Consider the following 23,857-nt stretch of genomic DNA (forward strand, 5'->3'; position numbering starts at 1 on the left):
GAGTGCCGCAGATGATAACTCAGATTTTATACCAATATCTAAGAGGGATATATGACAGATAACACCAAAGAATTAGAGACAAAAAATCAATCTCCGAGCCAACCTCAGGTAAAGGTCAAGAAACATTTAAAACTGACTGAAATCAACTATCGACGTAACACAGAATCCGATTACACTGAAAAAATAACAGAGTTGGATAAGAATTTTAACTATAGCAGCAACAGAGATTGTTATTGGAGCGAACCTGAGTTTTCCCTCTTGTACGGTACCCCACTTTACGAAGCAGCTTCCTTGTCACAAAAGATTGCTCTCAATCATCTTTTTTGGGTTGGAGGTTACAACCTTACTGCTGCTAGCGAAACTAATACAGTGCTTTACAATCAGGTCACAGGCAGCGTTTTTTACAGTATGAGTGACTACGGAACTCTCTGCCACGAACTGGATGTTGAAACTTCCCAGGAACGCCACCACATTCATGCCTTTCGCACGATTGGTAACATGACGGAGATGAGTCTACTAGGCCAGGTAATAATTGGCAACCTCCTTACAGGGAATGAATCTCAGGTGATTCAAAAGGGTCTGATTGGGCGTTTATCACCTGGGCCTTTGCGACACTTATTTAGCTTGAATTGGGGAGGTACGCCTTTCTTGGCTTCCCAGTACTATGCCTTACGCTTCATCGCCAATATGATTCTCAAGCTTACAGAACACCCCCGTTCCCAGTATTTCAAGAATTTAGAGAAAAAAGGCGAATTTATTCCAGCTCCCGCGGCTGTCTCTCATTACCATTTCTTGGATGAATCTTTCCACACTACAACTTCCCAGTTGATCGCTCAAGATTTGTACAAGGACTTTCCGAAGCCAACAGCCTACGAGAAATTCATGGCTAATTTGTCAATCTATATGATGCAACTTACTGTTCTCAATGGGCTGTCTGCTGGGGCGGTTGCAAGTTTTTCTCCAGATAAACTGTTTATCATACCCTTAGTTTACAAGATACTACAAACTCCTCTATTTGATATGTCTGCCCTAGAAGCACTCTATTGGATAGAGAAATGTTTTTGTCACGAACACGAAGGTTTGCATTTGAATTTGAAGTACCACCAACGCCTCTTATCAGATCTGTGCAAGTTTTTTGACAAACTAAACTATACGTGGCCTATCAATCGCGAAATGCGTGTCATGGCTTCAGGAGGCTCGATTAACAAGGCTATCCAAGGTAACACCAAATTCTTGAAACAATTCTCTAGGTTTATCGGCTCTCCTATCAAGTTCAGTTAAAGACTTATTATTGGGACTTAGACAAAAAATACTTAGAAAAATAACTCAAATGTATATACACAGAGACTTTGAAATTGTTTTGCTAGTTTCCTGATATATCTGGGTTTCAGGCGTTTTTGGGTATTTGGTATATTTTCCTTGCCCTACATGGGTTTGAGGCTTATTTTTTCCCAAAAAATGTTTAAGTCCGGCTAGTAAAGTACGATAAATTCGGTGAAGTTGCTGTTAACAGTTGGGGAATAAAATTATTCAAATGATGGCGAGTGCCTTGTAGCGATAAGCGCAAAAAGCTCTATCTCCTCAAGGCACATCGTTAGATTTGAGAAACCAAGAGTCAAGGCATCATATCGCTCGACAACCATCTTATTTTTACTATTGTTAAACTGTGAATATTCAAAACCTGTTAGCAAGAAAATTTATTTTTTTGAGTTTCTTGCAAGTTAGGTTTGATATCTGCAATAAACTACAGAGTTAGACACAGTAAATGTAATTTTCTCAACTCAAATAGGGTTGCTATATGAGTTAAAAATTATTAGTCAGTATTTTTTGGTAAGTTCCCGTATATCTACTAAATACTGTCAGTATTTAAATGGCTTTTATTGAACTAAAAATTGCTATAAATTCACTCTAACTTTACCCAATTAGAGAAGATAGAAAACTAAAGTAGCTAGTGAGATGTTTGAGTTTTACGAGCAACAAAAATGACACGATATATCAAGAAACTATTGATTGGCACTTCGGTAGCAGCAAGCATGAGCGCGATCGCCACAACTCCAGCTTTCGCTGTCAACCTTACAAGACCTACTAATATTCAATTCACTACCAACGATGTGGCTAACACATCTGCAAACAAACCCAACATCAACACCTGGACTTATGCTCCTGGCACTCCAGTATACGATAACACTGGTATCGGCGGTGTGAAACGACGAGTTTTAAACGATTACAGCAACTACGGCGACACTAATAAAGCGATCGCAGCTTTAACAGATAACGATAGTGCTACCAACGTTGAACTGTTTACATCAGGTGAAACAGTCACAAACCACGTTGGGTTTACTGCTAATCTAGGCAATAAAACTATCAAGATAGAGAGTGTCACTAAGGCTGACTGGGCTGATGGGAAATTGGCAACAGGATGGCTAACAGGTTTTCGTAATGCTTATAGTGGATTATTGTCAAGTAGCACCTTGGGTGGTTCTAACTTACTCACACTTTTTGATGCTAACTTTACTTCCCTAGTCGGTTATCTCAGCACTAACGGTTTCAACTCGGCTGGCGATCCTAATATTGGGGATGTAACATACAATCAACAAACTGGTGATTTAAAAATTGACTTAGTTGGACACTTGGATCTGAGCGGACAATATCTAAATCCAGCAACTTCTAGCCGTAATTCCACAGGAAATCAAATATTGGATATGATGCTGGCTAAGATATCACAAACAGCGGTTCTGCAAAAGAAACCGTTGCAAATAAGTGAAATTGCCAAAGTCACTTTCAATAACGAGGTTAACTATGCTTTTAGTTTTGCAGCGATAGATTCAGGTGCCATCGCAGGCGATCGCAACAAGACGATTGACAAAACATCTCACACTGGCATCTACTCCTGGACTAAGAGTTACACAACTGCATCAGTACCCGAACCTTCTGCATTACTTGGTTTGACGGTTGTTGGTGGTCTAGTCGTTGCAAGACGCAAGGTTGCAAAAAAACTCACTTCTCAATAATCCCTAAAACGGCTGAAAGCATTATTCTGTCAGAGTTTTAGAAAATACCAAAATATCAAATCAACCTGCAAAATAGTTAGTGTTTTTAGTTTTTCGCCTCAATGGCAATAGCTAACAACTAAAGATACTAACTGTTTTTTTATATAGCAATCTGCTTTGATTTGGGAACTTATACCATTTCACCAAAAGCTTGATACAAATTATTTTTTCTCTTCCCTTGCTCTTAAGCAAGCTACGCGCAGCGTCTCCGACAGGAGAAGAGAAGCGAAGCAATCGCCAAATCCTCCAAACTACGAGCGAGTCCATGGGATTGCTACTCTGCGAGAAGGCTCTGCCTACGTCGTTCCTCCTCTCTACGAGACACTACGCGAACGCAATGACAGCTATTCTCTCATTAAAAAATAAAAACTGGGATGTACCCCTGTTAACAGCCGATATGCAAGATTCTACAAATCATTTAGGACTGCTACTAGATTACGCCTTCGACAGTAGTTTACTTAACTAGGATCGACTTAAAGTCTCACAGTGACAACTACTTTCATTTATTCAGATAATAAGCTTTTTGATAATATAAATTTTATTATTTTATAGAAGAATAAATAATATGCATTCCAACAAAAGCCTATTTTAAGTAGGATTGAAAAAAAACTGCAATTTTACTGTAGAATAAACTCTGTTTTGGCAAATTGAACTTATAATTTAATCACTAGTAGGAAATAGTAAAAAAGGAGACTTATATTAATTAATGATGAATCAGACCAACAGTAGCAAGAAGACCTAATAACAGGCAGTTCAAAACTAAACATTACCGCATCAGTTAGGTCAGATGAATTAATTGCAACGCTCGCCAGTATAGCTGATAAATTAGAAAATTTTGATTGAATATGCTCGAAAATTTTAAGCGCGATCGCTAATTTATTGTATACTGTTTTCAAATTTGTCATTCCAGTCTTCTATCTAAAGGTTGAAAGTTTTTTCTAAAAACTTAACCTCTAGCTAGTTGCGCGATTAAGGTGATAACCCGAAAATCTAACCTATATATGACTGAAATTCTTCTCTCAAGTACTACTAGATGTCATGCTGACCCAACTTGATCGTATCTGCCTTTTTCTACAGTTATGAAAAGAAGGCTATCCAATACATATTCTTCTGCTAATTACACAAGATGGTGAAACTAATCAGCTTATGTATGTATTGTTGAATACTAGCAGAGAATTATGCGATCGCAAGTGTTGATTTTCAAGAAGCGGTCAAAGTGTCACATGTATGCTTTTGATGTCAAGATGAAACAAAAAAATATCTGTAAATTTTTGCCTATTCAGCCTTGCATCATGCAGAGTTTGCCAATAGTCAATCAATGTACTTGTACTTGCTTAAATTGCTCTAATTTTTCAGGAGAATATTTTCATGCTAAATTTCTTTCGTTGGTCTTCAGCAACCACAAGTTTGTTAATTTTCGGAATGGCAGCAGCTACAATTGCTCCCATAACAATTGCTGATGTCGCCTCAGCTCAAACTACAGAACCAAGCACAACTCCATCGACAGAACCAAGCACGACTCCATCGACAACTTCAACCTCTAACTTTACTGATGTAAGCTCAGATTACTGGGCGCTTCCGTTTATCCAAGCCTTAGCCCAAAGAGGTGTAATTACTGGTTTTCCTGACGGCACATTTAAGCCTAATCAATCTGTAACTCGTGCGGAATTTGCTGCACTGATTCAAAAAGCATTTAACCAAAACCCAGTTCGGCAATTAAGTTCTAGTGGATTTAGAGATGTTCCCGCTAACTACTGGGCAGCAGATGCAATTAGAGAAGCTTATGAAACTGGATTTTTGACAGGCTATCCAGGAGACTTGTTTCAGCCAAATCAGCAAATTCCCAAGGTTCAAGCACTCGTTGCTTTGACAAGTGGTTTAGGTTTGAGTGCTAACGACAATGCATCAAATATTAACAGTACCTATTATACGGACGCTTCAGCCATCCCGAACTATGCCGTTAATAATGTTGCAGCAGCCACACAAGCCAGGATTGTCGTCAACTACCCCAATGTGAATCAACTTAATCCCCAAGTGTCGCTGACTCGTGCTGAAGCAGCGGCACTTTTGTATCAAGCTTTGGTTAAGCAGGGACAGTTACAGGCCCTTGGTAGCAATGTTGCAGCGGCTAACTACATAGCAGGTGCAACTACTGGTGGCAACCAAGCTACCGGTGACATTGTTTCTCTTGCGGCATCTAGTAATTCCTTTTCCACCCTGACTTCTTTATTACAGACAGCAGGTTTAACAGATGTTCTGCAACAACCAGGCCCTTACACAGTGTTCGCTCCTACTAATGAAGCGTTTGCTGCTTTGCCTGCCGAAACTTTACAGCAGTTACAGCAGCCGGAAAATAGAGAAATTTTGATTAAGGTTTTGAGATATCATGTGGTTCCCGCTGAACTAACTGCCAGTCAACTCTCCACCGGAGAAGTGAAAACAGCTGAAGACGCATCTCTCAACATTAAAGTTGATAGCGCCACTAATCAAGTTTCGGTAAACAATGCTACAGTTCTCCAGCCTGGTGTCCAAGCTAGCAATGGCGTGATCTATCCAATCAATGCAGTCCTCATACCACCTAACCTTAACGTCAGTCAGCAACCATCAGAAGGAACTGGTAATGAGGTTACACCAGGCAGAGCTACTCGTGGTGGCTCAAGCTACATTGGGGTTGCAGGCAACATTGGTTTGAGTGGTGATGAAACGGCTCTCGGCGAAACTAACTTTGCGGTGATTAGCAAAATCGGGTTGACACGCAGTATATCAGCGCGGCCTTCAGCAGTTTTTGGGGATGGTACAGTAGTTCTGGTTCCCCTGACATTCGATTTTAACCCACGTTCAGTAAATCCCACTGGTGAACGAACATTTCCGATATCTCCTTTCTTAGGTGCTGGCGTAGCTATTAAAACTGATGACGATGCTGATGTCGGATTCCTGGTAACTGGTGGTATAGATGTTCCTTTAGGTTCTCGTTTTACAGCCACAGGTGCTGTAAATGCAGCTTTTATAGATGACACTGATGTCGGGCTGCAACTCGGAGTTGGATTCAACTTCTAGGAAGTTAACAAGAAAGGCAGAGGGCAGTATTCCTTCTGCCCTTCGGGTTTACCTGTGAAATTATTTATACAATTGAGCAGGAATACATTTTAAAGCGTTGCATAACAGTGGGATGAATTGGGGTAAGCAGGGGAGGCAGGGGATGCAGGGGAAGCAGGGGGAGAATTTTAGAAGTTGCTAAATCATCCCGCAACTATGCAACGCCCATTTTAATTATGGCTGTTATGCATTGCAGTCGAAAGCCTGGATATTGGAAAAGTTGTAGATAATAGCGATCGCCCCTAGCCCCAAGACAACATACACTTATTTAGATGTAGTAATTCCTTGATGCTGATAGTACTTATGTGCTGCCATAGCCATCGCCAAAAATCCCCAAAGAATCATGCCCATCACACTCAGCATCCCGCTACTAATAATTAACTGGGCACAAGAACTTATACCAATAGCACGGGCTGCACTGACAAAACTATCAAAACGAGCTTCTGTATACTTGCAGACGCTAAAAACTATCAAGATTAATCCACCCATATAAGGAATGGCTCCAAACCAGCCCAAGGTGAAAAACATATCTAAAATGCCGCTGTCAACCACAAAAACTTCGATTTTACCAGTTTTTTCGTTGACCTTCCAAATATTTCCTAAACCGTTACCAAGACCATTAGTCAAGGCTAAATTCAGGTTTCTATCATAGTTGCCCGATCTATCTTTAAAGCTACTGTCCTCTTGGAGATTGGAAAAACTTTCCATCCGATCTGCCACAACCTCAGAAATTGGCTCAATGGTTGTTAATGGCACAACGCACATGGCCATTACCAAAATTATTCCTATTAAACGCATTTGAATACGTGCCTTCGCTGACACGAAAATCATAATCACACCGAGTAACCAGCCTCCCCAGTTACTACGTGCTTGGGTAAGTAAGAATGACAAATAGCCAAATGCTGAAGCGGGGAAAGTTAAAAACGCTTGGCGACTAGTGAACATTAACAATAGACCAGTTTGCAGCACAGTTGCATATGGCCCGACTGAGTGCATTGTACTCCACACGCGCATCCCAAAGGGTACGGGATCTCCAGAACTTGTAAATAGTTTTGATTCTATCAGCCAGTAACGATCCCACTCAGGAGCTACTACAAATTGATATACACCATAAGCTCCTGTAAGTAACACGCACCAAAAAAATGTGCGCTGCATGTTTTGGCGATAGCTGGGATAATCTCGCCAGTTAATAAATAAGTGAAAAGCGAAGATGATTGGGCTAAGCCAGTCCAGCAAGCTGCGTGCTACAGGGATGGGCTGATTATAAATTATACCTACTAGAAAGCCATAGCAAACCCCTAAAGCAGCCAAAATAAAAGGTAAGCCTCCTTGACGAGCAGCACTGGGAAGGTATCGCAAGAAGGTGGCTATGCTCACAAAAGACACTAAATATGGTGCTATGAGCATCTGACGGGTGGGATCCCAGCCAACTCGATAGTCAACTAAACGCACAACTAAAGGTGTGAGAAACCATACCCACCAGTTAAAGCCGATGTATAAGATAGGATGTCGTAAGTATAAAAATACGGCTACTACGAGGGCTGCTGCTGGATAGAGGAGGCGGAGCATGGCAGCAGCACCCGCGAAATAACAAGCTACTGACAGAAATACGAAGCCGAGGATGACTATCCAACCCTGTAGCGATCGCTCTTTAGGAGAAAAATGTGCTTTTAAAAAACTATTAAAAAGTACCTGATTGGAAATCATACCAATTTTGGATTTTAGATTTTTTAATTTTGAATTTTTAATTGTTGATATGTCTGCCATCCTTGCCAACGCCCACGCCATGATGTCAGCCACTTTTTAGTTGCTAGTTGGCCTTGGCTAGGTAAAAGTCTCAGCCATTGTACTAAGCCGAAACTATCTCTTGTGCCTACTAATACGGCCCAGAACAAAAATACAGCCCGACGTAGAGGTGGCAAATGTTCTAATAAAACGAGAGTTTCATTATGAACTAAATTAATAAAGGCAATTTCATTAAAGTTATGACGCTGGTCTTCATCAAAACGTTGTGCTGGATAGTGATCTACCGCAACGTTAGGATCGTAAATCATCTTCCAACCAGCCCGCTTTAAAGCCAGAGTAAACGCCATTTCAAAGTGTACTTGCGCTCCTGTACCGCGCATCCGCTCATCAAAGCATAGTTGCCCAATTGCTTGGGTACGAAAACTCATGTTTACGCCCTTGAGAACATCGACTTCGCGAGGTTTTCCCACTCCCAAGTGATGGTTGCCAATTACTCGTCCAAACCACTGCAACTTCCCAACGACTTGGCGGGAATCATCTTCGATTTTGGTGTCGCGGTGTATCCAATCGCGTCCACCGACTCCAGCAATGCAACTATCTGAGACAAAGTGAGCGTTAATTCGTTCTAACCAATCCGCATGAGGTGCGGCATCATCATCAGTAATCGAAACAATATCTCCTTCTACTGCTGCCAGTCCGGCGTTCAGGGCTGCTACTACCCCCGGTTGTGTCACCTTTACAATATGTAGTGGTAGATTTTGTGGGTTGAATTCTGAGAGGAATTGCCAAGTTTCAGCATCCGTATCGCGGACAACCACCATCACTCGATCGACTGGTTTAGTTTGTACCTGTAGCGCCGAAAGGCAGCGTGATAGATCCAGAGGACGGCGATAGGTTGGTATGAGAACGGTATTCCTCATGCTTGATTAACTCCTCAAATAGATCCACATAGGTTTGTGCCATAATTGTCCAGCTATGTTGTTCTGCTACTGTACGCGCTGCTTTACCCATGCGTTGCATTAATGGGCGATGTCTAACGACAAGCCCCTCTGTGTCTGCGCCCACTAAAGACAACAAAGCTGCTGCTAAAGCATCAATGTTGTCCGTGTCTGGCAAAACGATGCCGCACTCCGGTGTGACTATTTCTGCACCGCCGGTTGCCGTGGCAGTAATTACGGGCAATCCAGAAGCGAGGGCTTCTAACAATACCAGCGTGCAAGCTTCGTATCGGGAAGGGAAAACAAATAAATCCACTACCCGCATGATTTCGGCGATGTCACGACGGTATCCGAGAAAATGCACTCGTTGAGTTAACCCTAGAGAGGCTGCTAACTGTGGGAAGGGGCTACCTTCGGTTGCACCCACCACTGCTAGATGTAAATTGGGAACTTTGGCTAAGGCGTACAGCACCGTATCTAAGTTCTTCCTTGGCGTGCGGATATCTCCGGCAAATAGGGCCAAAGTTACGTCTTTCGGTAGACCTAATTGTTGTCGGGAGGCTACACCGGGAGCAAACTCTTGTAAATCAACGCCGTTGACGATCGCGCGGATGTGAGAACGAGGTACGCCAATGTTGACTAATTCCTGGGCGACTTTCTCAGATACTGCGACAACGACTTTTGCTTTTTGAAATGCCTGTTTTTCCCAATGGGCATTTAAAGCTGTATATAACCATTGGTAAAAGCCGTAAAAATCTCGGCGGACGCGGGAAGTGTGAGCAGGCGAGTTCAACCAAGAACTGTGGACAAAATGTACAGCGTTTACATCGGCAGCAGCTGTAGTAATTGCTCCGTTAACTTTTACTAAATCAAGTTCAGAGCGATGTTGATGTAACCAATCACTACTTTTTTTAGCAAATATGAAATTACGAATAAATTCTGTGGGGTAGTTTTTGACTGGGATTGAAATCCAGTTTACGGCACTATTTTGCTCTAGTTCTGGTGCTATTTCACTTGCTAATAATGTTAGGTGATGACCGCGACGAATTGCTTGTTGGGCAATTTCATAGTTGACTCGACCTTGACCATCGCCTTTTTTAAGTTTGTGGGTAACAATGCAAAGTTTCATTTATTGATGAAATTGTAGTGATATAGCAGTTATATATTTTTTGTGAAAAATACTTGGCATAAATGACCCACAAAGATACAAAGAAAGAATTTGATGTATAAACACTTTATACCTATCTGGTTTCTACGTGAGGAAATCCTTACCTTCATATTTCGACACTCCAAGTAATTTATTTGCTAAAGGTCGCGGAGTAAAACTGAGAGTAAGTGCTGCTAGAGTTCGCAAGTTAAGTTTTTGTTGGCTTAGTGCCCACCAAAGATAGGGACGTGCTGCTGCTGTTTGTTGACTTCGTAATAAACCAATACCTAAAGTTGTATGAGCTTCTAACCATTTTTGTTGAAAGTATGGTTGGAATTCTTTTAGACGCTGGTCTTGACTAAATATTTTGTAGCAAAACATTTCGCTTTTAGCTTTACGAATTTTTGCTTGAGCGTCCTTACTACCACTGAGCATAGTATCAGTTTGCTCGTGGGTGCGATATCGCGTCAATTTTTCAGGATAATAGTACGCACCACGACCAGATATACAGCAAAGGTAGGTTAAATATAAATCCCACATTCCACCAACTTCTGGGGGAATACTATCCCAATCAATAAAATCATTGCGAATTACACAAGCTGCGGCGGTGGGTATACTTTTAGCTACTAAGCCAATTTGGTTAAAATTTTGATAAACTCCTGGTGCTAATTTGTCTCGCTTGTAAGCCTTTGTATTTTCTTCGGTTAGACCATGATTAATTTCGCCTTGTGCATCGATGATATATTGATCGCAAAAAGCAATAATTAATTCGGAATTTGCTTCGAGATATGGTACAAGCTTTACTAAAAAGTCTTCGTTCCACATATCATCATCGTGGAGGCTAGCAATGTATTTGCCTCGCGCCATTTTGCAGGCATGTACCTGATTAGCAAGCATCCCAATATTTTGTTCTTGCCGCCAAAATTTGATACGCGGATCGCCAAAAGATTCGACAATCGCTCTTGGATTTTCGGCACTACAATTATCAGAAACGATAATTTCGATATTTTGATAAGTCTGTTTAATAGCGCTAGCGATCGCTTGCTGCAAATACTCTGGTCTATTATAGGTAGGAATAATAACACTAACCAGTGGTTCGTTTAATTTACTACTCTCAAACATATTGTCTGCATTATTGCTAATATTTACTATATTTGTCCGTTTTTAATTAATAATTGCTTCTTAAACCAGCTGTAAAAGGCTTAATATTGCTCTGGTTTGAGCATATGATTTAGCACTAATATCCGCAATTAAATTCAAGAATTTAGATTGTTTGGTAATTTTATAATCAGGTATATCAAGCATCCCTTGTGATTTAGCATATTGACGACAAGCTTCCCAATCAAATTTCCAAATATCTTCCATCCAAAAGCGATGCAATCCGTATTTATGGAAGTAATGAAGAACTTCAAAATCGTAAGAGTAATATTTTTGTTTAATAACTGTATGCATATCAATTTCCTTTTCTTCCCAGCCAGTAAACCACTCTTTAGGAGCAGTTTCAACTTTGCCAAGCTTCAAGTAATCCTGTTTTGAGGTATAGCGAGACCTCCTAGCAATAGCATTACCAACCCCTAATACATTCTCTATGACACTATACATCCGAATTTTGGAAGCATGTGCTTCTAAGCGAGTTACAGCATAGTGCAGAATTTTAATGTCATGAATATGCAACCTTGTAGCATATTCCGGTACTGGAATTCTCACACTATGAATAGATTGCGGTTGATGTTCGGCTCCATCATCAACATAACCAAGAGGTGTAAGAATACCAGTTCTGATACATTGATGCGTCGTTACAAATAAATCTGGCTTCTCAAAAAATAATACTGTTCCTGGCTTGGCTTTGAGCATTGCTTGCCAGCTTTGGGTTTTCATAGCATTAGCAGCTAATATTTCATCAGCATCTAAAGCCAAGATAATTTTATGTTCTGATATTAAATCTCTTGCTGTCTGAATCAATAACAACTGTCGTTCGGCTTCGTTGAATTTTTCTGATTTATTTTCAATTAAGATAACTTTGGGATATTTTTTACAAATAGCTTGACTGCTATCAGTTGAATTTTGGTCAGCGATAATGATGTAATCAGCAAATTCACTAGTAACAGATAAGAAGCGGTCTAAAATCCAGGCTTCATTTTTTACAGGAGTAATGACTACAATTTTCGGTGTTTGGCTTTCCATTTTTGATTTTGATATTTCAATAAATAAAAAATAGGGATTGGGATTAAATGAATTCGTTCTCAGTCTTCAATCCCTTAAAATATCAAGCATGAAACTCAGCGATAGTTCTTTCGTAAATTTTCTCTAAATGCCGAATGTGAATATCAATAGTAAATTCTTCCTGGAACCAAGCTTGACCTTCTTCACCCATATGTCGGCTTTTTTGATAGTTTGATGCTAGTTCGTTAATAGCAGCAGCTAATTGTTGAATATCATTTGGTGGTACGAGAATACCTGTTTTGCCATCTTGCACATGTTCTGGAATTCCTCCTACTGCACTGGCAATTACAGGTCGATAACGAGCGTAAGCTTCCAGAGTCACAAGACCGGCTGGTTCAGGCCAGACGCTGGGAAAAACCACAGCAAAGCATTGTTGATAGAGTGCTTCTAACTTGTCGCCATTACACCAACCATGCCAAGTAATGCGATCGCTTAACCCCATCTTATGTGCTAATTTTTCCATACTTGGCCTACCCCAACCCTCACCAGCTATGTCAAGATGGATTTGTGAATCGGTTTTTGCTAGAGCTTTAATTAGCCATTCAATGCCTTTGTAAGGAACGATACGACCTGCAAACAAAATTCGCTGATTTTGATGGTTTTCCCAGCTTAAAGATGTAGTAGCGCTCTTGGGTGGTTGAACGCCACAGCGAAGTGTAAACACCCGCTTAGGTGATAAACCGCTCATTATGACTTGTTCCCGCACATAATCACTATTAGCAATTACGGGAATTCTTAGTTTTTTGAGTATATCTAAAGGATGATAAGCGTTCCACCAGTCTTGAAGAATATTTTGCGGTCGGCGGCTACCACAGCCATCTATTAAATGGCCCCAAGTACATCCTAAGGGGTTCATAGGGCGATCGCAAAGTCTGCCGCGATCTGCTAAATATTTTGTACCACTGGGACAGTAACTAGAGTGATTGTGCAGAGTAAATATTACCGGACATTCTAAGCGCAGATCCATTAACATATCTGAATCGTGAACGTGAAGCAACTGAAACTGACTCTGGTCAACATTTTTCAAGTCAGTGATGGTGCGATGGCTAACTTCAGGAATTTGAGAAAATACTAAAGAAGCTACATAAGTCTCAATACCACCGCCTCCTCTAATATCAGCTTGAGAGCAGTGATAAATCATTTTTCGATCGAGTAGTTGATAATTCATATTGAATTTGCTTACTTAACTTAAAGACCTACATTCATCCAAAACTTATGTCTGACATCATTAACATAATGTCTTAAAGCAATATTTTTACCAGCAAATCTATCTGGATAAATGAACTGATCGTCTACATTCAGCACATATTGCTCTGAGCAGAGAGGCATCCCCTGATTGTGGTGCATTGTTAAATGTACTATTGTTTGTTCCGTAAAATAACTAGGAATTTCTTGAAGTTTTGCTAAACGTTCAATAGCGAAACTCCAATCTAATTTGTGCCTAAATACAATAAATCCTCCATTGACCGGATTCGATTTTTCTCTATCATCATAAATAATTCGTTCGTCTACTGACACTGAGCAATCAGGTAGATAAAAAGAATATTTAGTATTTGAATCAGCTAAATTAATTAAGTCAGTTCCACCTGGGAAAAATAAAATATCTGAGTCTGTATAGATGGTTGTACCATTAACAGGAATTGACATCAATGCCGCTAATTTTTTACCCATAGGATGAAGTCGGGCATAATCAGAAACACATTGCGGCAAATCTGTTATCAGCAGTTTCTTTAAGGGAATTACTTCAACACAAGGATGGATGCGGCATAGTAAATTACAGCTAGATGCAGTGTAACTTCCATCAGAAATTACAGTGAATGTATCTGGAATACCAACATGGCTGAGGAATGAGCGAATACTTGCTACTTGTTCTGGTAAATCTCGCTCGCATGAAAAAGTGTAGACACTAATCGGCACTTTCCGAGTTGTTTGGATGGGGAAACTAGCTATCTGAGCTAGTACTGCTTTGTATAGTTGACGATTAACTCTTCCTTGAACTCTAGCAGAGTGGTAACTTACATTTACCATTGATTTTTACCTTGCAAAACTATTAGGAGGATGAGTAGACGCTCCCGACGCAGAGAATAACTACTGATCGCTGTACAGACGCGATTAATCGCGTCTCTATGACTACTGTACAGACGCGATTAATCGCGTCTGTACTAATGACTAACTCGCTTGACCCATTTCGTACTGCATTTTGTGATATTCCCAGAGCTTACCTTGACAGTCTAGTAACTCTTGATATTTGCCTTGCTCTACTATTCGTCCCTGTTCTAGGACTACAACTTTATCTGCTTTGGCGATGGTAGAAAGACGGTGAGCGATCGCAATTACTGTTCGACCTACGGAAAGCTGTTCTAATGACTCCTGAATTAAGCGCTCGGTTACGGAATCCAGGGCACTTGTGGCTTCATCCAAAATCAGAATCTCTGGGTCGCGTAGTAAAGCCCGCGCGATCGCAATTCGCTGGCGTTGACCTCCAGATAATCGCACGCCCCTATCCCCTAATTGGGTATTAAAGCCTTCGGGCATTTGTTCAATAAATTCGAGTGCGTTTGCTAGTCGAGCAGCTTCTCGAATTTCTACTTCACGCGCTCCCCGTGTCCCATAAGCAATATTATTCGTGACAGAAGTGTTGAAAATAAATGTATCTTGACTGACAACAGCTATTCTGCGTCGCAGCGAATTGATGTCAAATTCTCGCACATCAACTCCATCAATCAATACATTACCTTCTGTGGGATCGTAAAATCGGGGAATTAAATCAATTAATGTACTTTTACCTGCACCAGTTGCTCCAACTAGGGCCGTCGTTTTGCCATTTTCAATGCTCAGGGTAACATTATTTAGCACTAAATTCTGAGGTTCATAGCCGAAATCCACAGATACTATATCAATGGAATGCTTGAACCCGGTAAATTTAAGTTTGCCATTTGATAAATACTTTTTATTGTCAGTTCTTACCAGTTCTTTAATATTATCTGCCGCTCCTTGTAATGTACTCAAATGCGCTCTAGTACCATTAATATCTTGGACAATTGGTACAACCCGAAAAAGTACAAAAAAGAATGTCAGCAAAGAAGCAACTTGTAAAGTTCCATTGACAACAAAAACAGTAAACGCAAAAATAATCATGCCAATGAGAATTGTACTAGCTATACTTTCAGCTAAAGGTCTGACAAGTGCCCAGGTCAATACAACTTTAGTTGAAGTGCTTACTACTTTATCGCTGGCACTATAAAAACGTTGCCGCTCAAACTCTTGAGTAGCAAATGCTTTAACTGTCCGAATTCCGTTAATAAATTCTATTGCTATTGAGGTAAAGTGACCGTTAGCGATTGAAGTGCTAAAACTCGTTTCCCTAGCCCGTTTATTTAGTGTTGATAATCCTACTCCCATAAGTGTAAATAGGAAGAAAGAAGTAACTGAAAGCTGCCACGATAGCAAAAACATAGAGATGAAGTAGACAGTGGCTGTCATTGCCCTAGTCATCAAAAATGCTGAACCACTGAATAACTGCTTTACTCTCTCAATTTCAGTTGTAATAGTATTAATTAGCTCACCAGAACGAATTTTAGCAAAGTAACTTAGTGGCAATCCTTGCAACTGTTCAAAAATTCGTTTACGCAAGCGATCGGCTAGATGTAGCTGGGTCATTTCCGTGTACACCTGTGCTAAGTAATTGAAGCCAGCACGCATCCAAGTACTCAATAAAATTAGAAAAGATATTCGATATAGTCTATTAATGGCTGAAGTATTAGCAGCTAATATCCAGATATCAAACCACTCAAATCCTGTGCGAATTGGTTCAGCGTTGGGAGTAGTTAGACTTTGTAAGAAGGAAAGGAGAAAACCAATACTAAACCCTTCAAATGTTGCTGCTAAAAATGAGAATACCAAAGCAAAAATGGCAATTTTTTTGAAATATTGAAATTCCCGCAATATCAAATAGTTTTTTTGCCAAAAATTAGTAGCTTTGATTGGATTACTTAGAGGTTCAGGAAGTTGAAAAATCATGAGTAATTTTGAACAATATTTTGACAATTCAGATAGATAGCTATAGCTAATACTAATTCGTAATTAATAAATTTAGATTCTATCTGTGGTTTCCGGTTTAAATCTGTAGGAACGCAAGACCTTGCGCCCCTACTAGTTAAATAAAATATGTAGGTGGCAAATTACAGTGTTTGGCTATCCAAATGCAACAGTTCAGAATCTGTTTGTACTTCCCATGAATTCTGAATTATGGGTAGTTTATTGAGCTGATGTTGTCCTTCTAAACTTAGCTGTATTGCATCTTCTAAAGTCCAATACCGAGAACTCGTCAAACTCATTTCACCTCGCAGCACATTCAATAACTGCGGCAGACCATCCAAACCATATTTACACATCCAATGCCCCAAGGGTGTAATGTTATGGTTTGCAGTTGTGTGAAACTTGATAGCCCGAAAGAGTTTACCCTGCTCTCCCACATACCATTCATAAGAAAAAAGTGATTTTGGCGAGTAAACTTGCGTCAGTACAACCAATCCCAACATTAATGGACTAACTAAGAGCAACAACACTAAAGCTATAATCCAGTCAATTGTGCGCTGCAACCATCCTAAAGGTTGGCTACTTTGTTTGAATAGTTGATTGCCTGAAGATGTGCGGAGAAATGTTGGCTTATGAGCTTGTTCGCACGCCCTAGCCCAAAACCGCAGCGAAGCTTCACCCAGTTTTGGATCTATGCTTACTAATTTGACTGGGGAATGTTTCAAGCATTCTACTAATAATTGCTCGTTATCTAGAGAAGGGAGATACGGTTGTTTTTCTTCAGTGCTAGACTTCACCCAAAGTTGATTTTGTCGCCACTGGAGCGTACAGTATGGAGAGTGATTGTTGTGGTGTTGGGGGGTCGCGGTATAGTAATTCTGTAGAGGAGGAATTATTGCAATTGTCATATGTCTTTGGATTTACACAATAGTGAATTGCTGGGCTGATATCAAAGGCTATTAATGCCAAAGACTCGGATTTGAATTCTGTTTTGCTGACACAATCTGTAGATAATTGCGTGCAAAAATATACAATTTTTACTTGCTATCCAGGCAAGTAGACATCTTTTAGAATTATGTTGCTGAAAGACGTACAAACTACAAATATACGAAGTAGATAGTTAGCAAAAAAACTATATCTAAAGCTTGCTAGGATGGGGATTAGGGTCAGTAGGGAGATGCAGAGGAAAGTGGAAGTCATCCCGTTACTCTATAGCCCCATAACTCCGTACATACGTTTGATTGTGTCTACCTACCTATTGTTTGGATAAATCTGACAGAACTAGTTCACTCTTACTTTTTAGTTGTTTGTAAGGAGTTTCAATATTAAGGATATAAGACTCTGTAGAAATGATGATACGTTCAGACGATTCTTTATTTACTCTTTAAATAGCCAAGGCTTTTCTGAGTAATTATAAAGTTAACATAAATATACTGATCTTATAGATGATAAGAGCATGACTAAATTTTACCCTAAAATAGTTTAATAATTACAAACAAGATAATTAAACAAATTAAAAAGAAAGCTATAAGTAAAGAGTGACTACGTATTGTATTTAATTCCAACTAATAAGCTGTAGAGACATAATTTCTTATAGAGTGTTGTTTTGAAATCTACAAAAAAGTATATGTGCGATCGCATCTTTAGTCAGGCGATCGCACTATCCACAAACCAATTAAAGGGTGAAGGATGAAGTTAAGTAGCAAGATTGCAAAATTTTTCTTCTGCCTTTTGCCTTCTGCCTCCTGCCTCCTGCCTGCTAGCTATTTTTCCACTGCTTGCGGTAGGGCAAATCGATATTGCTTAGGATACTGTACATAGGTACTACCATTAGATACACCATTTGCCACAACCCCAATGAGATTTAACTTGCTGAGCATACTTGTAGCTTGAACAATTTGGCTGCGAGTTACTCTGCCAATGCTTGCTGCTAGTACCACACTACGACAAGATGATGCTGTGAGCATGGCATCCACCAACCCAAGAACAGGCGAGGCATCTATGAGTATCAAATCATAGTTTTCCTCAAATGCTGCCATCAATTGCTTCATCCGTGGCGAACTCAAAAGATTTGCTGGGTCAGCAGGCTTTGGTCCAGCGGTCAAAATATCGATGTAAGCTGAGCCTAGAGAATGAATACCAATCTGATTGGGTAGAGTGACATCACTGGCTAGTAAAGTTGAAAGTCCCTGTTCGTTAGGAAGATTGAGTTGTTCGTGTAGACTAGGGTCGCGTAAGTTGGCATCAATTAGTAGTACCCGTTTGTGTAAACGAGCAGCACTCATTGCTAAGCCCAATGCCAGAGCTGACTTACCCTCATCAGCCAAAGCTGAAGTGATCATCAAAGATTTCAAGCTGGGAACAGAATTCAAAAGCTCAATATTTTTATAAATCAGATCCAGCGATTCCCAACGTGGTGGAGATTGCAACACCTCAACTGTCCAAGGAGCTAACACTTCTGGCTTACCAAAAGGCAACTTGATCGTTGATTCTCTGGTTCTGGCTGGTGGTAGCTTGGGAGTCGTACCCAACAAAGGTAAGGGAACCTGCTTCTCTAACTCGGCAGTGGTATGAACAGAATCATCAGATGCTTCCCGAATGAAGGCGGCAATGCCTCCTAACATTAACCCAACTACCGCACCCAACAAGAGGTTTTGTTTGAGGTTAGGCCCTAACTGTGCGCCTTTTTGAGGTTCTTCCACAACTTCCCAATTAAATCCACCTTTGGCAAGTTCTTGTCGCAATTGTTGTTCTGCCCGCAAAAGCTGTTCTAACCTTTCACGGCTAAATTGCAACTGCGGTAGTATGCGATTGTAATAAGCCAACAAAGGCGGGAAACGTTTGATTTCAAAACGCAGTTGACTCTCTTTCTGTGCCAAAGTTTGATCGCGGGCACTTAAAGCAACTAGAGATGTCTGCGTTTCTACTAGCTGGCTAGCAAGGGTGAGGTCAATTTCACCAAACTGTCCTTGTTCGAGCAAAGGTTGTTTGGAACCGAATACGTTAGCAGACTGTATACCTAAAGTCCTGCCTACTTCTTGTTGTAATAGTTCTTTCTGGCTCTGAAGTTGTTCTTTAAGCTTTTGCACGCTCGGAGTCGCATCCGTGAAGCGCAAGCGCTCTTGAGCTAGGGCTAGTTCTGTTTTTTGGATTTCGTTGAGTAAGCCTTGGTAGCGAGTAGACTGACTCAACCGCGAAGCAACTAGAGCATTTTGTGGAGAACGGTTAAGTTGTTCTTGTAATGATTTTTGGCGTGCCACACCTTCTTCATATTCAGAACGAGTTGCACGGCGATCCTGCTCAATCTTGTTTAAAGCTTCTTCAAGCGCTTTTGCTTGTGACTCCGGATCGATTAAATTTTGGTTTCTGCGAAATCGTTGGAGGTTTGTTTCAGCTGCGTTTACTTCGTCACTAGCCTTGCTTAACTGTTCCCTGATAACTTGCAGACCTTTTTGTAAACGCGAATCCTGTTGTTGTTTGTTATATTCCACATAAACTTGCCGAATGGCAGTCAGAACTTTCTGTGTCTTCTCTGGATCTGTATCGGTATAGTCTACATGGAAAATCTTCGTAGCAACATTATCTTCTTTTGTCCTTAATTGATTTAAGGCTAAAGCATTTTTAATTTCATCTACTGTGATGTCGGGATAGTCAGACTGAAGTTTATCAACAGCTTTTTGGATAAGTCCCGAACTTTGCATCAGATTCAGCTGGGTTGCCGTGTCTATTTGAACATCAGGTTCTATAAACTGACTTTCTAACCCCGCTCCTTCTTTTTTGCCTTGATAATTAGGTTCTACTAGCAACTGCATTGAGCTTTTATATGTAGGCTTTGTTCTAGCAGTTACAAAAGCTGCGATCGCAATTGAAGCGATAAATACAGCTAAGAACCAAGGAAATCTGCGAATAAATACTGTAAACAGTTGCCCATAACTAGGTTCTGAATCAGAAACTGAATTTGGACTGGGATTTAGACTAGTTTGAACCACGTTTATTATCCTTCTGGGCGAGACGCTCCGCGAACAGCTAACAAATTTGACAAGAAAGAATTCAGGAGTCAGGAATCAGAATTCAGAAGAATTTCCCTCTGTAGGTAACTGGTGTTAGCGACACTCCTAGCGTCACCTAAAGAGTGAACCAGTACTATTTCACCAAATCGAAGATTGGGCAATCTTCAATTAGTGGTAAGTATAAATCCTCACTAATTGCATTCTGACTTCTGAATTCTGACTTCTCTTTAAGCGACGCTACAGGTTTGATTAATAATTTTCTCAACCTTGCTAAAAAATACTTGCTCCGAAAAATTGTTCACTGCATGATTACGAATATTTTCATAATCCCAAGCTATTTGTCCGGACTCTAGTAGTGCAGCTTGCAAAGATTCGGGTGTTTGTCTTTTAAAAAACACTCCTGTCTGACCATGTATCTGTGTATCTAATACGCCACCTGCTCCATAGGCAATGACTGGTGTTCCACTAGCATTTGCTTCTACTGGAACTAATCCATAGTCTTCTAAGGCTGCGACTATGACGGATTTGGCTTTAGAAAATAAGTCTTTGCGCGCTTTATCGCTGACATGTCCTAAGAATTCAATATTATCTAATGCTTTGGATTTTAAGCGTTCTTTTTCTGGCCCATCACCTGATATTAATAACCGCCAACCCAGCCAATTAAAAGCTTCGACTATTATATCCAGACGCTTATAGCTAATCATTCTGGCTGAGGCCAGATAATATTCGTCTTTTATCTCCGAAAAAACAAAGTTACTGGTATCAATTGGATAGTTAACTACAATTGCTGGTTTACCATAAATACTTTGAATGCGACGGGCAACAACGCTGGAATTAGCAATGTAAAGGTCAGGTTCCTGCGCGTATTTTAGGTCTACCTTTCTCATTACTTGAAAAATCTTTTCGATTAAAGGCGCAAAATATCTATAGTCTCCATACTCCCGTAAATAAGTTGCTGTATCCCACAAGAAACGGGTAACATTATGGCAAAAACAAATGTGTTGTGCATCCGGGCGTTTTCGTACTGCTTTGGCGAAGCTGGTGCTACTGCTAACAATCAAATCGTAGTCTTGCAAATCCAAGGCACGAAAGGCAGGAAAATAAAAAGGAGCCATTAATCTAAAATACTTTGCTGCACCGGGAATTTTTTGCAAGCAAGTCGTTTTAATTATCCGCTCACCCATATCAATAGTTTTTTGCGGATCGTATAGAGAGGTAAAAATATCCGCTTGGGGGTAGCGCTTACAAAGCAATTCAAATACGCGCTCAGCCCCACCGCGCTGGGTCAAGTAATCATGGACTAGAGCAATTTTCATAGGCTCGATCTAATGTGCGTCAGAATTTTGTTTGAACACTTCCCAGCAAGTTATTATGAGAAATTTCAGTGTTCTGTATAAATATTCTTTTTATAGAGATTATTTGACAAAAATAATCCCTAGAAATATCTGTTGAGGGATGACGGATGACTGAGTGGTTCGTTGTTTGTAGGGTGGGCATTGTGATGCCCACCCTATTTTTCCCCAAATTAACGAGAGTTGTTAGTGCTTATCGAAAAAGTATTGGATACTATCCAACAGTTGCCAGAATTTTCTCTGGAGCAAAATAAGCATCCTGTTCAGCTCTGAGTTGGTCGCACAGTCTGCCTTCAGGCAACTGTACATCATCGTAAGTGAGAACGCGATCGCGAGGAATATCTCGTTTCAGGCGGCATCCTTCGGCTAAACCCATTGGTAAAAGTTTTTGCTCTTGGACAATATCGGAATTTTCACACTGTCCATAGGTCATGTAGTAGCCGATGCCATCGAGAGTTTCTCCTGCTTTCAAGTCGATTTTGGCTGTGGTGACTACATCTACTAACGGGCCTGCTAGTGGAGACATAACGGCATCACCGAACAGTACAGCACGAGCAACAGACAGTGGGACTTCAAAATGACAGAGATGATAAGGAGTATAGAAGCTGTAGAGGGGGCCTTCACCTAACTTGTACAAGTTGAGGTAATGGCGTTGCTTGGGGTCGTCGTGAGTGGCAAATACGAACACACCAGGGCCGGGTTTTGCACCAACTACATAATCAACAATGCCACCTAGCTGCTTGAGTTGTTCTACATCATACATTTGGGTCATCTCATCGACATGACCGGTAAAGTCATATCCCAACATTCCCCGCTTGGCAACTTTCATTCCTGTGGCGTTGGCAACAATCGCTTGCTCAAAGGAAATTTTCGTCCCATCGGCAAAGCTTGTCACCATGTGGGCTTTTTGACCCCAGCGTTTCGCAAATCCTTCCTGGGTCGTCGGATTGCGGTAGGGGTCTTGGAGTCCTTTAATGTTACCGCACAATAGCGGAATCAGACCAATACTTTTGACAAATCGGTAAAGATTCATTTGCACGCCTGGCTGGTCGCCATCACAAGCGCTGAGAATCACTCCTGCTTTGTCAGCATACACTTTCAGGATGGGGCCAATCGTGCCGTCGAGTTCGGCATTCATCATAATTACATGCTTGCGATGGGCGATCGCTTCCATGACGATATGAACGCCAAATTCGACTGCGCCTGTAACCTCAATGATGGCTTCAATGCCCTCGGCGCGGCATAATAATTTGGCATCTTCAGTGACTGCGTATTTGCCTTTTGCGATCGCATCTTCTAATTCGCTGGCAGTCGCTACAACTTGAATATCTTCAATCCCAGCCTCTACATAAGCTCTATTAGCAGCATCAATCTGACGGTTGGAGATAGCAACCAATTCCATTCCCGGAACTGAATTGATAATTTGATTAGCAATACCTCGACCCATAAAACCAGCACCAATCATCCCCACTTTGATAGGATTACCTGCTGCGGCGCGTGCTTGTAGGGCGTTATCAATAATAATCATTAGCTAGATTCCTCTATTAGTTCTTTATTTTTCGGATTTACCGCCAGAAGTTTGGGGCTATCTCTTCCTCTACGTCTTTGGCAGTTCTTTTACCAAATATTAATTAACTATTATTAGGTGATACCAATCACCTAATCCTCAATTAAATGGTTACTTCTACAGGGTCGGGACTGCCAATAGGAATTGTTTCCAACAAAGGCCAATTTAAATCTTTCTCAGAAACTTCAGTCACCTCTAGGGGCCATTCAATATTAAAAAATGGGTCATCATAGCGTAGCCCCTGCTCATATCCTGGTGTATAAAATTCACCAACTTGATACACAACCTCAGTGTCATCTGTGAGTGTTTGATAACCGTGAGCAAACATTTCAGGCACATACAAAGCGCGACGATTTGCTGCTGTTAATTCCACACCAATGTGTGATAGAAAGGTGGGTGATTCAGGACGCATATCAATAATTACGTCATAAATAGCACCTTTGGTGCAGCGAATTAATTTTGTTTCTGCTGCTGGTGCTAGTTGATAATGCATTCCTCGTAATGTGCCTTTGATGTAGTTATAAGACAGATTACATTGAGCAACTATTGGCTTTAAACCATGTGCTTCAAACTCTTTAGCGCAAAAAGCACGAGCAAAAAAACCACGGCGATCGCGTTTTTCTTCTAAGTCAATGATGAATGCGTCTTGGAGTTCTGTAGAGGTAAAAATCATGGATACCTTTAATATGA

The 23,857-nt window shown here is 40.7% G+C and carries 16 protein-coding genes; 3 read left to right on the forward strand and 13 right to left on the reverse strand.

Annotated features, from left to right (window positions below; all coding sequences use genetic code 11):
* Positions 1 to 51: 51 nt before the first annotated feature.
* From RMY31_RS13045 to RMY31_RS13055, 3 genes are all read left to right on the forward strand, one after another.
* A complete protein-coding gene (locus RMY31_RS13045) occupies positions 52 to 1,281 on the forward strand; it encodes a hypothetical protein (RefSeq protein WP_322657589.1) in 1,230 nt (409 codons plus the stop codon).
* 701 nt (positions 1,282 to 1,982) lie between these two features.
* Positions 1,983 to 3,011: an NF038130 family PEP-CTERM protein gene (locus tag RMY31_RS13050; protein WP_322657588.1), complete on the forward strand. Its 1,029-nt coding sequence runs from the start codon at positions 1,983 to 1,985 to the stop codon at positions 3,009 to 3,011.
* A gap of 1,407 nt (positions 3,012 to 4,418) precedes the next feature.
* The gene (locus RMY31_RS13055) at positions 4,419 to 6,107 is read left to right on the forward strand and encodes a fasciclin domain-containing protein (RefSeq protein WP_409877903.1); all 1,689 of its coding nucleotides are present in this window, start codon (positions 4,419 to 4,421) and stop codon (positions 6,105 to 6,107) included.
* 303 nt (positions 6,108 to 6,410) lie between these two features.
* Here RMY31_RS13055 and RMY31_RS13060 read toward each other — a convergent pair whose 3' ends face one another.
* From RMY31_RS13060 to rfbC, 13 genes are all read right to left on the reverse strand, one after another.
* Complete coding sequence (locus RMY31_RS13060) at positions 6,411 to 7,853, reverse strand: O-antigen ligase domain-containing protein (RefSeq protein ID WP_322657585.1); 1,443 nt, start codon at positions 7,851 to 7,853, stop codon at positions 6,411 to 6,413.
* Positions 7,854 to 7,876: 23 nt separating this feature from the next.
* On the reverse strand, positions 7,877 to 8,812 hold the full coding sequence (locus RMY31_RS13065; protein ID WP_322657584.1) for a glycosyltransferase: 936 nt from the start codon (positions 8,810 to 8,812) through the stop codon (positions 7,877 to 7,879).
* Positions 8,730 to 9,959, reverse strand: a complete 1,230-nt coding sequence (locus RMY31_RS13070) for a glycosyltransferase family 4 protein (protein ID WP_322657583.1) — start codon at positions 9,957 to 9,959, stop codon at positions 8,730 to 8,732. Before RMY31_RS13070 ends, RMY31_RS13065 begins: the two co-directional genes overlap by 83 nt.
* 123 nt (positions 9,960 to 10,082) lie before the next feature.
* Positions 10,083 to 11,099, reverse strand: a complete 1,017-nt coding sequence (locus tag RMY31_RS13075; RefSeq protein WP_322657582.1) for a glycosyltransferase family 2 protein — start codon at positions 11,097 to 11,099, stop codon at positions 10,083 to 10,085.
* A 60-nt stretch (positions 11,100 to 11,159) separates the two neighbouring features.
* Positions 11,160 to 12,161: a glycosyltransferase family 2 protein gene (locus RMY31_RS13080; RefSeq protein ID WP_322657581.1), complete on the reverse strand. Its 1,002-nt coding sequence runs from the start codon at positions 12,159 to 12,161 to the stop codon at positions 11,160 to 11,162.
* 82 nt (positions 12,162 to 12,243) lie between these two features.
* Positions 12,244 to 13,368 carry a glycosyltransferase family 4 protein gene (locus RMY31_RS13085; RefSeq protein ID WP_322657580.1) on the reverse strand — a complete coding sequence of 375 codons (1,125 nt, stop codon included), beginning with the start codon at positions 13,366 to 13,368 and terminating at the stop codon, positions 12,244 to 12,246.
* Between the two features lie 20 nt (positions 13,369 to 13,388).
* Positions 13,389 to 14,228, reverse strand: coding sequence for a hypothetical protein (locus RMY31_RS13090; protein WP_322657579.1), 840 nt, complete (start codon positions 14,226 to 14,228; stop codon positions 13,389 to 13,391).
* Positions 14,229 to 14,369: 141 nt separating this feature from the next.
* Positions 14,370 to 16,220 (reverse strand): heterocyst formation ABC transporter subunit HepA, encoded by a 1,851-nt coding sequence (hepA, locus tag RMY31_RS13095; protein WP_322657578.1) that lies wholly within the window; start codon positions 16,218 to 16,220, stop codon positions 14,370 to 14,372.
* 161 nt (positions 16,221 to 16,381) lie between these two features.
* Positions 16,382 to 17,146 carry a heterocyst development glycosyltransferase HepC gene (hepC, locus tag RMY31_RS13100; RefSeq protein ID WP_322657577.1) on the reverse strand — a complete coding sequence of 255 codons (765 nt, stop codon included), beginning with the start codon at positions 17,144 to 17,146 and terminating at the stop codon, positions 16,382 to 16,384.
* Positions 17,147 to 18,001: 855 nt separating this feature from the next.
* The gene (locus tag RMY31_RS13105) at positions 18,002 to 20,227 is read right to left on the reverse strand and encodes a GumC family protein (RefSeq protein ID WP_322657576.1); all 2,226 of its coding nucleotides are present in this window, start codon (positions 20,225 to 20,227) and stop codon (positions 18,002 to 18,004) included.
* Between the two features lie 248 nt (positions 20,228 to 20,475).
* Complete coding sequence (locus RMY31_RS13110; RefSeq protein ID WP_322657575.1) at positions 20,476 to 21,564, reverse strand: glycosyltransferase; 1,089 nt, start codon at positions 21,562 to 21,564, stop codon at positions 20,476 to 20,478.
* Between the two features lie 250 nt (positions 21,565 to 21,814).
* Positions 21,815 to 23,128 carry an NAD(P)H-dependent oxidoreductase gene (locus tag RMY31_RS13115; RefSeq protein ID WP_322657574.1) on the reverse strand — a complete coding sequence of 438 codons (1,314 nt, stop codon included), beginning with the start codon at positions 23,126 to 23,128 and terminating at the stop codon, positions 21,815 to 21,817.
* Between the two features lie 142 nt (positions 23,129 to 23,270).
* Positions 23,271 to 23,840 carry a dTDP-4-dehydrorhamnose 3,5-epimerase gene (gene rfbC / locus RMY31_RS13120; RefSeq protein WP_322657573.1) on the reverse strand — a complete coding sequence of 190 codons (570 nt, stop codon included), beginning with the start codon at positions 23,838 to 23,840 and terminating at the stop codon, positions 23,271 to 23,273.
* Positions 23,841 to 23,857: the final 17 nt, after the last annotated feature.

It is taken from the genome of Dendronalium sp. ChiSLP03b, assembly GCF_034531165.2.
Lineage (GTDB): Bacteria > Cyanobacteriota > Cyanobacteriia > Cyanobacteriales > Nostocaceae > Dendronalium > Dendronalium minutum.

Bases quoted from the DNA above. Each gene is read 5' to 3' on its own strand.
- RMY31_RS13045 (WP_322657589.1), top strand. From the start codon at position 52: ATGACAGATAACACCAAAGAATTAGAGACAAAAAATCAATCTCCGAGC.
- RMY31_RS13050 (WP_322657588.1), top strand. From the start codon at position 1,983: ATGACACGATATATCAAGAAACTATTGATTGGCACTTCGGTAGCAGCA.
- RMY31_RS13055 (WP_409877903.1), top strand. From the start codon at position 4,419: ATGCTAAATTTCTTTCGTTGGTCTTCAGCAACCACAAGTTTGTTAATT.
- RMY31_RS13060 (WP_322657585.1), bottom strand. From the start codon at position 7,853: ATGATTTCCAATCAGGTACTTTTTAATAGTTTTTTAAAAGCACATTTT.
- RMY31_RS13065 (WP_322657584.1), bottom strand. From the start codon at position 8,812: ATGAGGAATACCGTTCTCATACCAACCTATCGCCGTCCTCTGGATCTA.
- RMY31_RS13070 (WP_322657583.1), bottom strand. From the start codon at position 9,959: ATGAAACTTTGCATTGTTACCCACAAACTTAAAAAAGGCGATGGTCAA.
- RMY31_RS13075 (WP_322657582.1), bottom strand. From the start codon at position 11,099: ATGTTTGAGAGTAGTAAATTAAACGAACCACTGGTTAGTGTTATTATT.
- RMY31_RS13080 (WP_322657581.1), bottom strand. From the start codon at position 12,161: ATGGAAAGCCAAACACCGAAAATTGTAGTCATTACTCCTGTAAAAAAT.
- RMY31_RS13085 (WP_322657580.1), bottom strand. From the start codon at position 13,368: ATGAATTATCAACTACTCGATCGAAAAATGATTTATCACTGCTCTCAA.
- RMY31_RS13090 (WP_322657579.1), bottom strand. From the start codon at position 14,228: ATGGTAAATGTAAGTTACCACTCTGCTAGAGTTCAAGGAAGAGTTAAT.
- hepA (WP_322657578.1), bottom strand. From the start codon at position 16,220: ATGATTTTTCAACTTCCTGAACCTCTAAGTAATCCAATCAAAGCTACT.
- hepC (WP_322657577.1), bottom strand. From the start codon at position 17,146: ATGACAATTGCAATAATTCCTCCTCTACAGAATTACTATACCGCGACC.
- RMY31_RS13110 (WP_322657575.1), bottom strand. From the start codon at position 21,564: ATGAAAATTGCTCTAGTCCATGATTACTTGACCCAGCGCGGTGGGGCT.
- RMY31_RS13115 (WP_322657574.1), bottom strand. From the start codon at position 23,128: ATGATTATTATTGATAACGCCCTACAAGCACGCGCCGCAGCAGGTAAT.
- rfbC (WP_322657573.1), bottom strand. From the start codon at position 23,840: ATGATTTTTACCTCTACAGAACTCCAAGACGCATTCATCATTGACTTA.